The sequence below is a fragment of the Lysobacter sp. Root76 genome (assembly GCF_001428685.1).
Classification (GTDB): Bacteria; Pseudomonadota; Gammaproteobacteria; order Xanthomonadales; family Xanthomonadaceae; genus Lysobacter.
Window position 1 is genome coordinate 1,030,646 of record NZ_LMIK01000001.1, and the last position, 12,936, is coordinate 1,043,581.

13 protein-coding genes and 1 tRNA gene are annotated in these 12,936 nt (G+C 68.7%); 7 read left to right on the forward strand and 7 right to left on the reverse strand.

Annotated elements, in window-relative coordinates; all coding sequences use genetic code 11:
- Positions 1-44: 44 nt before the first annotated feature.
- Both ASE10_RS04270 and ASE10_RS04275 read left to right on the forward strand, forming a co-directional pair.
- Positions 45-704, forward strand: coding sequence for a hypothetical protein (locus ASE10_RS04270; protein WP_056304970.1), 660 nt, complete (start codon positions 45-47; stop codon positions 702-704).
- Between the two features lie 90 nt (positions 705-794).
- The gene (locus tag ASE10_RS04275) at positions 795-1,709 is read left to right on the forward strand and encodes a branched-chain amino acid transaminase (protein ID WP_055903682.1); all 915 of its coding nucleotides are present in this window, start codon (positions 795-797) and stop codon (positions 1,707-1,709) included.
- A gap of 114 nt (positions 1,710-1,823) precedes the next feature.
- On the opposite strand, the gene ASE10_RS04280 is transcribed toward ASE10_RS04275, so the two are convergent.
- From ASE10_RS04280 to ASE10_RS04305, 6 genes are all read right to left on the reverse strand, one after another.
- Positions 1,824-3,173 (reverse strand): HAMP domain-containing sensor histidine kinase, encoded by a 1,350-nt coding sequence (locus ASE10_RS04280; protein ID WP_055903685.1) that lies wholly within the window; start codon positions 3,171-3,173, stop codon positions 1,824-1,826.
- 4 nt (positions 3,174-3,177) lie between these two features.
- The gene (locus ASE10_RS04285) at positions 3,178-3,858 is read right to left on the reverse strand and encodes a response regulator transcription factor (protein WP_055903688.1); all 681 of its coding nucleotides are present in this window, start codon (positions 3,856-3,858) and stop codon (positions 3,178-3,180) included.
- A 488-nt stretch (positions 3,859-4,346) separates the two neighbouring features.
- Entirely contained in the window at positions 4,347-5,255 is a 909-nt protein-coding gene (gene rimK / locus ASE10_RS04290) for a 30S ribosomal protein S6--L-glutamate ligase (protein WP_055903690.1), read from the reverse strand.
- The gene (locus tag ASE10_RS04295; RefSeq protein WP_055903692.1) at positions 5,252-5,707 is read right to left on the reverse strand and encodes a RimK/LysX family protein; all 456 of its coding nucleotides are present in this window, start codon (positions 5,705-5,707) and stop codon (positions 5,252-5,254) included. The genes rimK and ASE10_RS04295 overlap by 4 nt, the downstream gene beginning before the upstream one ends.
- Positions 5,708-5,782: 75 nt before the next feature.
- Positions 5,783-5,856, reverse strand: a tRNA-Gly gene (locus tag ASE10_RS04300).
- An 88-nt stretch (positions 5,857-5,944) separates the two neighbouring features.
- The gene (locus ASE10_RS04305; protein WP_055903695.1) at positions 5,945-7,762 is read right to left on the reverse strand and encodes an autotransporter domain-containing esterase; all 1,818 of its coding nucleotides are present in this window, start codon (positions 7,760-7,762) and stop codon (positions 5,945-5,947) included.
- A gap of 214 nt (positions 7,763-7,976) precedes the next feature.
- Here ASE10_RS04305 and thiS point away from each other — a divergent pair, with 214 nt between their 5' ends.
- From thiS to ASE10_RS04325, 4 genes are all read left to right on the forward strand, one after another.
- Positions 7,977-8,177, forward strand: coding sequence for a sulfur carrier protein ThiS (gene thiS, locus ASE10_RS04310; protein WP_055903698.1), 201 nt, complete (start codon positions 7,977-7,979; stop codon positions 8,175-8,177).
- 586 nt (positions 8,178-8,763) lie between these two features.
- Entirely contained in the window at positions 8,764-9,558 is a 795-nt protein-coding gene (locus tag ASE10_RS04315) for a thiazole synthase (protein WP_055903701.1), read from the forward strand.
- A complete protein-coding gene (trmB, locus tag ASE10_RS04320; RefSeq protein ID WP_055903704.1) occupies positions 9,558-10,292 on the forward strand; it encodes a tRNA (guanosine(46)-N7)-methyltransferase TrmB in 735 nt (244 codons plus the stop codon). Before ASE10_RS04315 ends, trmB begins: the two co-directional genes overlap by 1 nt.
- Positions 10,293-10,312: 20 nt before the next feature.
- Positions 10,313-12,160 carry an SLC13 family permease gene (locus tag ASE10_RS04325; protein WP_055903708.1) on the forward strand — a complete coding sequence of 616 codons (1,848 nt, stop codon included), beginning with the start codon at positions 10,313-10,315 and terminating at the stop codon, positions 12,158-12,160.
- 24 nt (positions 12,161-12,184) lie between these two features.
- On the opposite strand, the gene ASE10_RS04330 is transcribed toward ASE10_RS04325, so the two are convergent.
- Entirely contained in the window at positions 12,185-12,520 is a 336-nt protein-coding gene (locus ASE10_RS04330) for a Rieske (2Fe-2S) protein (RefSeq protein ID WP_200945840.1), read from the reverse strand.
- 103 nt (positions 12,521-12,623) lie between these two features.
- On the opposite strand from ASE10_RS04330, the gene ASE10_RS04335 reads away from it, so the two are divergent.
- Positions 12,624-12,935 (forward strand): hypothetical protein, encoded by a 312-nt coding sequence (locus tag ASE10_RS04335; RefSeq protein WP_055903714.1) that lies wholly within the window; start codon positions 12,624-12,626, stop codon positions 12,933-12,935.
- Position 12,936: the final 1 nt, after the last annotated feature.

Here is a 12,936-nt window from a genome sequence, read left to right on the forward strand (position 1 = left end):
CCTTCGCACTGTCGCCCACCCGGCACCGGCGCTACGCTGCGGCGATGCCTTGGTACGTCCGTTTCTGCGCCCTAGTCCTGCTGCTGATCGCGGCGTCGCTGTGGCCGCGGGCGGCGCAGGCGCAGATCCGGCGCTGCGTCGGAGCGGACGGCGCGGCGGTGTTCACCGACCGTCGCTGCGAGGACATCGGCAGCGCCGACAGCCTGCCGCGCACCCCGGCCGCGGCGGCCGGCGCCAAGAGCAGCGACCGCGGCTACCGCGGCGGCTGCGCGCGCAACCTGCAGGACCTGGTGTTCCAGATGACCAGCGCGATCGAGAGCCACGACGCCAATCGCCTGGCCGGGGTCTACCACTGGACCGGCATGTCCGGCAGCACCGGTTATTCGGTGCTGGAGCGGCTGGACGCGATCGCCCGGCGGCCCCTGGTCGACATCGTGCCGGTGATGTCGACACCGGCCACGCCGCCTGTCCCGCCATCCGAGCCCACCTGGGTCGTCGCCAGCGACGATGCGGCGCCGGCCGATGCCGAACCCGGCTCGGAGCTCACCCCCGTCCCACCCGATCCCGACTACTACCCGCAGACCAGCGTCCGCCGCACCCCGGTGGCGCTGCGCGTCGAGCAGACCCTGTCCAACGGCAGCACGCCCTCGCACACCGTGTTCGGGCTGATCCGGCATTTCGGCTGCTGGTGGATCAAGGGCTGAACCGCCGCGGCCGGAGCGTGCCGGAACGTGCGGATGGGTCCGGTCGCGCCTTCAGGGCACAATAGCGGTTTCTCCCCCACGGAAGCCGGCATGAACTACCCCGAATGGATCTGGCACAACGGCGCGATCAAGCGCTGGGCCGAAGCCACCACCCATGTGATGTCGCATGCGCTGCATTACGGTTCGTCGGTGTTCGAAGGCATCCGCAGCTACGACACCCCGAACGGGCCGATGATCTTCCGCCTGAGCGAGCACAACACGCGTCTGTTCGCCTCGGCCAAGATCTACGACATGCCGATGCCGTACACGCTGGACCAGGTCAACCGGGCCTGCCGCGACGTGCTCAAGGCCAACGACTACACCACCGACTACCTGCGTCCGGTCGCCTATCGCGGCCTGGGCGGTTTCGGCCTGTCCGCCGACACCCCGACCGACATGGCGGTGGCGACCTGGAAGATGGGTCAGTACCTGGGCGCGAGCGTGCTCGAGCAGGGCATCGACGCCTGCGTGTCGAGCTGGCAGCGCTTCGCTCCGAACACCATTCCGGCCGGCGCCAAGGCCGGCGGCAACTACCTGTCGGGCCAGCTGGTCGCGCGCGAAGCGCGTCGCCTGGGCTTCGGCGAAGGCATCGCCCTGGCCTCGACCGGCCTGCTGTCCGAGGGCGCGGGCGAGAACCTGTTCCTGGTCTTCGACGGCGCCCTGCACACCACCCCGGTCAGCGCCGCCCTGCTCAACGGCATCACCCGCAACACCATCATCACCCTGGCCCGCGACGCCGGCTACACGGTGGTCGAGCGCGACCTGCCGCGCGAATACCTGTACCTGTGCGACGAGTTGTTCATGTGCGGCACCGCCGCCGAGATCACCCCGATCCGTTCGGTCGACGGCCGCCAGGTCGGCGCCGGCAAGCCCGGCCCGGTGACCCAGCACATGCAGGAGCTGTTCTTCGGCCTGTTCAACGGCAAGACGCCGGACAAGTACGGCTGGCTCGAACGCGTCGATTGATCGCGCGGCGCGACCGCGCCGGAGTTTCCCCGCTACGCATGAAGCGGGGAAACAGATTCCATTGCAGGAACGAACCCGCGGCGCCAGCGCACAGCCGGCGCCGCCACGCGGCAGTCAGCCCAACCGGTTCATCGAGCCGTCGAACCGCAGCGTCGCCACCACGCCCTTGCGCTCGCCCGGCTTGACCCGCACGTCCCATCCGTAGAGCTCGCACAGCCGGCGCACGATCGACAGACCGATGCCGCCGCCCTGCGAATGGCCGGCGTGGGTGCCGCGGTAACCGCGCTCGAACAGCTTGGCCGCGTCCTCGGCGCTGAGGCCGGGACCGGAATCGATCACTTCCACCCAGGTCGGATGCAGGCGCACGATCACTTCGCCCTGGGTCGTGTACTTGACCGCGTTGCCGATCAGGTTGCCCAGCGCGACCGCGACCGCGGCCTCCGGCGCATCTACGGTCAGGCCGCGTTCGCCTTCCACGCGCAGGTCCAGCGGCTTGCCGGCCAGCTGGGCGCGGTGCGCTTCCAGCAGTTGCTCGGACAGGCGCGCGATGTCGGTCGCGCCGTGGCCGCGTTCGTTGCGCGACAACAGCAGCAAGGCGCTGATCAGATCGGTGCACTGCTGTTCGGCGCGCTGGATGCGGGCCAGGCGGATGCGGGTCTTCTCGTCCAGGTCCGAGCGCGTCAGCAACAGCTCGACCGCGCCCTTGATCACCGCCAGCGGCGTGCGCAGTTCGTGGCTGACGTCGGCGTTGAACTCGCGGTCGCGCTGGACCACGTCGGTCAGGCGCTCGGCGTAGTCGTCCAGGGCCTTGGCCAGCTCGCCGACCTCGTCGTCGGGGAAATGCGTGGCCAGGCCTTCCGGCTGCGAGGCGCGGCCGGACAGGCGCAGGCGCCGCGCCAGTTCCGACACCGGGCTCATCACGCGCGAGGCCGCCCACCAGCCGACCAGCAGCGACAGCAGGGTGAACACCAGCACCGAGCCGTAGATCGCGCGGTTGAACTGCATTTCGCCGCGCGTGGTCGAACTCATGTCGTAGGCGAGGAAGAACCAGGCCTTCGGGGTCTTGCGCACCGCGAGCTTGTAGGCGAACGACTCGCCGTTCTCGTCCTGGCCGCGCAGGCCGTGGATGCCGTCCTTGAGTTCGGACCACTCCGGCCGGTTGAGCCGCACCGAATCGAACTTGTCCTGGGTGTAGACGAACGCGCGGATCTGATCGACCGCGAATTCAGGATTCTTCGGATCCTTCTCGAACTGCAACGCGAACTGGCTGATGTTGCGGTTCATCACGTCTTCGACCAGCGCGTTCTCGACCCGGGTCCGGGTCCAGTTGGTCGCGAACGCGAACAAGGTCGTCAGCCCGAAGCCGAGCAGGACGAAAGACAGGATGATGCGGCTGCGCAGGCGCCGCCGGTAACGAACCCGCTTCTTGCGCCGTTCGGGCGCGGGCGATTCCCCTGTCGCCACGCGATCAACCGTTCTCGGGGGCCGCGATGCGGTAGCCGATGCCGTGACGGGTCTGGATCAGCGGCGTTTCGAAGGGCTTGTCGACCACCGCGCGCAGGCCGTGGATGTGCACGCGCAGGCTGTCGGAGTCCGGCAGCTCTTCGCCCCAGACCCGGGTTTCCAGTTCCTGGCGCGTGACCACCGCCGGCGAGGCTTCCATCAGCGCCTGCAGGATCTTCAGCGCGGTCGGGTTGAGCTGCAGCAGCTTGCCCTGGCGACGCACTTCCAACGTGTCCAGGTTGTATTCCAGATCGGCGGCGTTGAGCACGCGCGTCTGCACGCCACGGCCGCGGCGCGAGAGCGCGTTCAGGCGCACCTCGACTTCCTGCAGCGCGAACGGCTTGATCAGATAATCGTCGGCGCCGGAATCGAAGCCGGCGAGCTTGTTGTCGAGGCTGTCGCGCGCGGTCAGCATCAGCACCGGGGTCTGCTTGCGCGCTTCGTTGCGCAGCTTGCGGCAGACCTCCAGGCCGTCCAGGCCGGGCAGGTTCAGATCGAGCACGATCGCGTCGAAGTCGTGCACCACCGCCAGGTGCAATCCGGTGATGCCGTCGGCGGCGAAGTCCACGGTATGGCCGCGGTCTTCGAGAAAGTCGCCCAGGTTGGCGGCGATGTCCTGATTGTCTTCGATTACGAGTATGCGCATTGGACCTTCCTGTTTGTGCCTTCGACCCTGCAGTCGCTGCAAGGTTCCTGACTCTGTGGCGGCGACCCGCGGCGGCGATAGTGAAGACGAGGCGGCGTAGTTCATGATTCTGCCAGAGCCCGCGCCATGCGCTTCTCACTCGTTCATGACGGGCCGCACCGGGCAAACAAAGGCCCAAGCGCGGGGCCACCGCGCCTGGGCCAAAAGGGTATTGCCCCGATTACCGTAACCTGCTTCGACCAGATCGCTGACTTGGAAGAGCGGCAGTGCTGCGGTCCGGACACGCTACGCGGAAATCGATTAAACAGCTGTTAAAACGCTTGTTATGTTTTTGTTAACAGCAACTCGAAATCGCAGTTTGTTCAGGTCCACGCTGGCGCCGCTGGCAAAGCCCAGGACGTCCGGCAGGGCCCGATGGCCGACGAATCTGCCGATTGGCGGGCGTTCGCGGCAGATCGTGGCAAATCCTCAAAATGAGCGGTCCGTCACTATTTCTTCGCCGCCGCCCGTCGGGCCGCACGCCGCTTCATGCTGGCGGCGACGTAGGCGATGACCTCGCCGGCCACGTCCACGCCGCTGGCCTCCTCGATCCCCTCCAGGCCGGGCGAGGCGTTGACCTCCAGCACCAGCGGCCCTCGATCGGAGCGGATCAGATCGACGCCGGCCACGCCCAGGCCGAGCACGCGCGCGGCGCGGATCGCCACGTCCTGTTCGGCGAAGCTGGCCTTGACGCCCTTGGCGGTGCCGCCGCGATGCAGGTTGGAGCGGAAGTCGCCCTTCGGCGCCTGCCGCTTCATCGTCGCGACCACCTTGCCGCCGACCACGAAGCAGCGCAGATCGGCACCCTTGGCTTCCTCGATGAACTCCTGCACCAGGAAGTTGGCGTACAGGCCGCGCAGCGCCTCGATCACGCCGCGCGAGGCCGACAGCTTCTCGGTCAGCATCACCCCGGCGCCCTGGGTGCCTTCGTTGAGCTTGATCACGTGCGGCGGCGGGCCGAGCATCGACAGCAGGTCGGCGGTGTCGTCGGGGTTATCGCCGAACACCGTCGCCGGCAGGCCGATGCCCTCGGCAGCGAGCAGCTGGTGGCTGCGCAGCTTGTCGCGCGCGCGCAGGATCGCGTCGGACGAATTCGGGGTGTAGGTGCCCATCAGCTCGAACTGGCGCAGCACCGCCGAACCGTAGCGGGTGATCGAGGCGCCGACGCGCGGGATCACCGCGTGGTAGCCGGAGATCTCACGGCCCTTGTAATGCATCTCGAAACCGTCGGAGGCGATGCGCATGTAGCAGCGCAGCGGGTCCAGCACGCGCACGCTGTGGCCGTGCTGGCGCGCGGCCTCGACCAGACGCCGGGTCGAATAGAGCTTGGTGTTGCGCGACAGGATCGCGAGCTTCATGGCGAGGGGGTATCCGGAATAGGGGCGGCTTTGCCGTGCAGGAACGAGCGTGCGGGGTCGACCGTGAACACGCGCGCCATCGCGGTGCGCCCGAGCAGCATCGGGAATCGCATGCCGCGACGATCCGTGAGGTTTATTTCAATTTCGCGTTCGACCCCGGCCAGGCGCAGGCCGGTGCGCACGAACAGGCGCTGGGTGCGGTGGCCGCCGGAGTCGGTGACGTCGCGGATGTCGTGAATCGGGGCCTGGCATTCGACCGTGCCGGCGCCGACCGCACCCGGGCTGAACCGGAAGCCGACCCAGGGCGTCCCGGCGTCGCTGAACTGCCATTGCGCGTCGACGTGCAGGGACGAACTGCGCGCGCCGCTGTCGATCTTCGCGCGCAGCGCGGCGACGCCCAGGCCGGGCAACGCCACCCACTCCCGCCAACCGAGCACGATACGAGCTGCCATCGCGTCTCCGCTGCGCCGAGGTCGCCCTCAAGAAAAAACAGCGGCCGTCCGCTGGGACGTGCCGCCGTCTCGATATGGAGCGGGTGATGGGAATCGAACCCACGCTAGCAGCTTGGGAAGCTGCAGTTCTACCATTGAACTACACCCGCATGCGGCGAAGTCTATGCGCGCCCTTGCGGGTTGGCAAACCGCGCGGACCCGTTGCGGGCCCGCGCGGCGTGGTGCCTGCGCCGATGCTTAGAAGCCGGCGCCGATGGTCGCGAACACGGTGGCGTGGTTGCCGCCGGCCTGGCCCACGGTGACGCTGGTGCCGAGGTTGGCGTCGAGCCCGAACAGCTGGGTGCGCGCGCCGATCAGCAAGGTGCCGTAGCTCTGGTCGAAGTCGTGGCCGGGAACCGCGTACGGCGCGGTGCCGGGCATCGACTGCAGGCGCGCGAACACTTCCTTGTCGGCGTCCTCGAACTCGTGGTCGTAGGTCAGGCGGGCGTAGGGCTTGAGGTGGTCGTTGATCGCATAGCTCACCTGCCAGCCGGCGCTGCCGATCAGCGAGTCGTAGTTCTGATCGCCGTAGGCCAGCGAGGTGGCCAGGGCCGGATCGCTTTCCTTGAAGCCGTCGACGTCGATCTGCTGGGCGGTCACGCCGATCACCGGGCCGTGGCGCAGTGCGCCTTCGCCGAACTCCCAGCCGGCGTTGATCGCGGCGGTCAGGTTGCGGCCGTCGGTGGAGCCGCTGTGGACGCGGCTGGTCGGACCGAGCACGACGCGGCGGTCGGTGTCGTAGTCGACCTTGGTCCAGCTCAGCTGGCCGTTGACCCAGGCGTTGGCGCCGTACCAGGCCGCGAAGCCGCCCAGGGTGGCGTCGTTCTGGTCGAACTCGCCGCCGTTGCGGCCCCAGTCCAGGCTCTGTCGGCTGTAGCCGGCGAATGCGCCGAACACCCAGTCGCCGCGGGTCCAGTCGACGCCGCCGCTGAGGCCGGGACCGGCGCCGTCGTAGCTGTCGCCCTTGCCGTAGCGCTGGAAGTCGCCGCGCGCGTCGGCCCACCAGCGCATGCCGTCGCCCTCGGGCTTGGCGCCCAGGTGATTGGCGACGCGATCGGCGCGCGAGCGGCCGACCATGGCTTCGGAATTGGGCAGCAGCGCGATCTGGCGCGGCGCCTCCAGGATCGACACGGCGTAATCGCCGAGGATCTTGTGCGCGCGCGATGACGGATGCACGCCGTCGGCGAAGGCGTAGGTGTCCGGCGCGGTCGGGTCGGCGTAGTTGAGCGGGCTGCAGGTCAGCGAGGACGCCGTGATCTGCGGATTGCAGGCGGTGCCGGTGACGTTGGTGATGCCGTACGGCGCCGGGTTGGACGTGATCTCGCGCAGCAGGTTGAAGGTGTCGAGCGGGATCACCCGGTAGCCGGCCGTGGCCAGGCCGCCGAACAGGGCGGTGTTGTAGGTGCTCGACAGCTGGGTGCCCGCGGCCTGTTGGGCGGCGCCGCCGGCGCGGAACTGCGGGGTCAGGCCCAGATCGGGGATGGTCGGGACCAGGATGTACTTGGCGCCGGCGTTGGTCAGCGCGCCGACCACGCCGATCTGCGAGGCGACGGCGGTGCCGATGGTGCTGGCCGGGGCGCCGCCGGCGACCGCGAACAGGTCGTTGGCGCCGCCCCAGACGGTGTACAGCGCGCGCGCGTCGGCGCGGCCGCCGTTGGCGGCGAGGTAGCCGGTGACCTGGGTGTTCAGCGACGGGATCGGGCCCAGTGCGCCGCTGGTGTTGGTGCCGGTGCGGGCGCCGCCGACGGCGTAATTGGTGCCGCCCTGGTTGTCGCTGACCGCATTGGTGCCGTAGTAGTCGGCCAGGTACTCCGACCAGACCAGGCCCGGGTTGGTGGTGAAACGACCGAGCAAGGCGCCGTTCGGACCCACCGCCTGGATCAGCGCGGGGCGGAAATGGCCGGAGTCGGTCAGGCTGTCGCCGAAGAAGACCGTCTGCGAATAGGTCTGGGCGAAGGCCGGCGCGGTCGCCAGCGCCAGGGCGGCGGCGAGCACGGTGCGAACGGGTTTGATCATGGGATTCCCTGCGAGATCGTGAGTAAGCGTTAGGTATCGGGGCGCAACGTCTGCCGCGGTGCGACAGTACGCCCGCGGATGGCTCGGCATCGAAGCATGCGGCGCTGCGACATACAAGGCGCAGTGCGGCAAAACCCCAGGCCGACGGCCCACCTCGGCATAGTGGCCGCAGCCGCCCTGGCCGAGCGCCGGGCGGCGCGGGACAATAGCCGGCATGGACATCACTCTCAATGGCGAGCCGCGCGCGATCGCGGCCGCGACCACGGTCGCGCAACTGCTGCTGGACGAGGGCCTGGGCGAACGCCGGGTCGCGGTCGAGGTCAACGGCGAAATCGTCCCGCGCGGCGCGCATGCCGCGCATGCGCTGGGCGCGGGGGACAAGGTCGAAATCGTGCATGCGTTGGGGGGGGGGTGAGCCCGGACGAGCTTTGCGCGGCACTGCCGCGCAGTCCGGGCGAACGCCCGGCCAGGGATGGCCGGGCCGGACGATCCGAAGCCAAGTAAGTAGCGCCATGGACGGCAACGCGCAACTCACCGAAACGACGCCGGAAACAGCGCAACGCCCCAACCCAGACCTACATCGCCCGCGCAGCCCCCATCGCGGCTCACGCCGCTCCCACATGAATCGGCAACGCGATCGCCCGTGTCGCGCCCCGCAAGCCCCGATCGCGGCTCACGCCGCTCCTACCCCAAAGCCAAGGCCCGAAGGACGCGGCAAGCCTAAGACGCATCGCATCGCCCCCCGCCCACCCCTCCGCAAAACCGCGCGGCTACCACCGCATGCCACGGCAAGCGCGGCAAATACACCGCCCGCCATCGCGGCTCACGCCGCTCCCACATGAAGCGGCAACGCGATCGCCCGTGCCGCGCCTGCTCCCAGCCGCAACTCACGCCATTCCCACCCCAAAGCCCAGCGTGCTCACCTCGCGGGCCTGAAAAACCCCTGACGCAGTGGCTCCGCGATCACCCTGCGCCCCGGGCTATCGTTCATAATTCCGCACATGACGACCCCCATCGCTGCAGATCCGCTGGTCATCGCCGGCAAGTCCTACCGTTCCCGCCTGCTGACCGGCACCGGCAAGTTCAAAGACCTGACCGAAACCCGTCTGGCCAGCGAGGCCGCCGCCGCTGAGATCGTCACCGTCGCGATCCGCCGCACCAACATCGGCCAGAACCCCGGCGAGCCCAGCTTGCTCGACGTGCTGCCGCCGGACCGCTACACCCTGCTGCCCAATACCGCCGGCTGCTACAACGTCGACGACGCGGTGCGCACCTGCCGCCTGGCGCGCGAGCTGCTCGACGGCCACACGCTGGTGAAACTGGAGGTGCTGGGCGACCAGCGCACCCTGTTCCCGGACGTGGTCCAGACCCTGGCCGCGGCCGAGATCCTGGTGCGCGACGGTTTCGACGTGATGGTCTACACCTCCGACGATCCGATCCTGGCCAAGCGCCTGGAAGAGATCGGCTGCGTCGCGGTGATGCCGCTGGCCGCGCCGATCGGCTCGGGTCTGGGCGTGCAGAACAAGTACAACCTGCTGGAAATCGTCGAGAACGCGAAGGTGCCGATCATCGTCGACGCCGGCGTCGGCACCGCCTCGGACGCGGCGATCGCGATGGAGCTGGGTTGCGACGGCGTACTGATGAACACCGCCATCGCCGGCGCCCGCGATCCGATCCTGATGGCCCATGCGATGAAGCTCGCGGTCGAGGCCGGACGCGCCGCGTTCAAGGCCGGACGCATCCCGCGCAAGCGCTACGCCAGCGCGTCCTCGCCGGTCGACGGTTTGATCGGCTGATGACCGACCCGTTTTCCAGCGACGGCGCCAAGACCCCGCCCAAGCCGTTCACGGTCGAGGAAGGCCGGCGCCAGGTGCGCAGCTTCGTGCTGCGCCAGGGCCGCTTCACCCCGGCCCAGCAGCGCGCCTTCGACGAACTGTGGCCGCGCTTCGGCATCGACTACCAAGGCGCGCCGCGCGACTACGACGCGATCTTCGGCCGCAGCGCCAAACGCGTCATGGAAATCGGTTTCGGCAACGGCGACGCCCTGCGTTTCGCGGCCCGGCACGACCGGGACCGCGACCTGATCGGCATCGAGGTCCACGCCCCCGGCGTCGGCCGCCTGTTGAACGCGCTGGCCGAAGACGCCAGCGACCACGTCCGCCTCTATCACCACGACGCGGTCGAGGTGCTCAACAACGAAGTCGCCGACGGCGCGCTGGACGAGATCCGGATCTACTTCCCGGACCCCTGGCACAAGAAGCGCCACAACAAGCGCCGTCTGGTCCAACCTGAGTTCGCGCAGCTGCTGGTGCGCAAGCTCGCCGGCGACGGTCGCTTGCACCTCGCCACCGATTGGCAGGACTATGCCGAACAGATGTGGGACGTTCTGGACGCGACCCAGGGCCTCGCCAACCGCGCCGGAGCGCGCGGCGCGGTGCCCCGCCCGGACTGGCGCCCGCAAACGCATTTCGAGACCCGCGGCCAGAAGCTGGGACACGGCGTCTGGGATCTGCTCTACGACCGCACCTGACGAGCCCTGACCGATCCGGCATGGACACCGCGCTGACGCTCACCACCGACATGAAGCTCGTACTCGGGCTGGTGGGCTTCACGATGGCGATGTTCCTGTTCGAGCGCATCCGCGCCGACGTGGTCGCGCTGGTGGTGCTGGTGTTGCTGGGCCTGTCCGGCCTGGTCGAACCCGACGAGCTGTTCAACGGTTTCTCCGGCAACGCGGTGATCAGCATCATCGCGACCATGATCCTGGGCGCCGGCCTGGACCGCACCGGCGCGCTCAACCGGCTCGCCGGCTGGCTGCTGCGGCGCGCGCACGGCGTCGAGCAGCGCCTGCTGCTGCTGACCACCGCGGTCGCCGGCCTCAATTCCTCGTTCATGCAGAACCCGTCGGTGATGGCGCTGTACATGCCGGTCGCCTCGCGCCTGTCCTCGCGCACCGGCCTGTCGCTGCCGCGCCTGCTGCTGCCTATCGCCGCGGCGATCGTGATGGGCGGCGCCCTGACCATGGTCGGCAACTCGCCGCTGATCCTGCTCAACGACTTGCTGCTCAACGCCAACAGCAACCTGCCCTCGGGCGCGGCCACGATCGAACCGCTGAAGATGTTCGCGCCGCTGCCGATCGGCCTGGCCCTGCTGGCCGCCTCGCTGGCGTATTTCCACTTCTTCGGCGACAAGCTGCTCAAGGACGACAGCGACAAGGGCGCGACCCCGGCGCGCACCCAGAGCTATTTCGCCAAGGCCTACGGCATCGAAGGCGACGTCTACGAGCTCACCGTCACCGCCGACAGCCCGCTGGTCGGCATGTCGCTGGGCGAGGCCGAAGCGCTGCGCGGCGCACCGCTGCTGCTGGCGCTGAAGAGCGACAACGAATCGCGGCTGTCGCCGCCGGCCGATACCCGCATCTGGGTCGGCAGCGTGCTCGGCGCGATGGGATCCAAGCAGCACGTCAGCGACTTCGCCCAGAACCATTTCCTGCGCCTGTCCTCGCGCCTGCGCACCTTCGGCGACCTGTTCAATCCCAGCCGCGCCGGCATCTCCGAAGCGGTGATCCCGGCCACTTCGGGCTACATCGGCAAGACCGCCGGCGACCTGCACCTGCGCAAGCAGGCCGGCCTGAGCCTGCTCGCGGTCAATCGCGACAAGCAGGTGCTGCGCGAGAACGTACGCAACGTGCCGCTGCGCGCCGGCGACATGCTGGTACTGCACAGCATCTGGACCGACCTGGCCGATGTCGCGGCGAGCAAGGACCTGGTCGTCGTTACCGACTACCCCAAGGGCGAGCAGCGTCCGCACAAGCTCAAGCTGGCGCTGACCATCTTCGCCGTGGCCATGCTGCTGGCGCTGTCGTCGCGGCTGCCGGTGTCGATCGCGCTGATGACCGGTGTGGCCGGCATGCTGATCGCCGGCGTCATCAACATCGACGAGGCCTACGCGGCGATCAATTGGAAGACCGTGTTCCTGATGGCCTGCCTGATCCCGCTGGGCTGGGCCATGGATTCCAGCGGCGCGGCGGCCTGGATCGCCGGCCACACCATCGAGCGATTGCCCACGGGCACGCCGGTGTGGCTGCTGGAGCTGCTGATCGGCCTGCTGACGACGATCTTTTCCCTGGTGATCAGCCATGTCGGCGCGACCATCGTGGTCGTACCGCTGGCGGTCAACCTGGCCCTGGCCGCGGGCGGCAACCCGACCGCGTTCGCCCTGATCGTGGCGCTGTCGGCGTCCAACAATTTCATGACCGCGTCGAACCCGGTGATCTCGATGATCACCGGCCCGGCCGGTTACACCGGTAAGGAATTGTGGAAGATCGGCGCGCCGCTGTCGCTGATCTACACCGTGATCGCGGTGCTGATGGTCAACCTGCTGTTCTGGGGCAAGTAAGCGTGCGGGAGCAAATCCCTGCCCTCAGGCCAACCAGACCGCCCCATCGCGCACCACCACCGCGATCGCGCGCAGCGCTTCGCCGCGGCAGGGGCCGGCCACGCATTCGCCGCCGGCCAGCTCGAAACTGGCGCCGTGCGCGGCGCACACCAGCAACCCGTCCTTGCTCCTGAGGAACTGGCCCGGCGCCCAGTCCAGCCGGCGGCCGGCGTGCGGGCAGATGTTGAGCCAGGCGCGCACGGCGTCGCCGTCGCGGTACAGCAGCAGCGATTCGGCGTCTCCGTCGATGGTCGCCTCGGCCTCGGCAAAGCCGCCGACGGCGATGCGCTCCAATGAAATCAAGGGCTGCGCCGCCGAAATGCCGGCTTCGGCATGGTTTAACGAAGTTCTCACACCCTCGTTCATCGCTGGTCCGATACTCGCCTGCCCGGCCTTGTTGCCGCATTGTGTCACGACGCAAGAAATGTTCGCCCACAGCTTCCGCTTCGACCACCACCAGTTCCAGCAGCGCATGCGCCACGCTTTCGAGCCGCGCAAGCCGCGCCACCGGCTGCTGCGCTTCGCCGTCGGCATCGTCGGCCTGGGACTGCTGGCGCTGCTGGTGATGTTCAGCGTCGTGATCGGCACGGCCATGATCGCCGCCGGCATCGTCTACAAACTGTGGAAGCGCCGCGGCCAGCCGATGGCGGCGCGCGACCCGCGCATCGTCGAAGGCGAGTTCCGCGTCGTCGATGCCGCGCGCGTCGAGCGCGCCGATACCACCCGTCCCCTGTAAG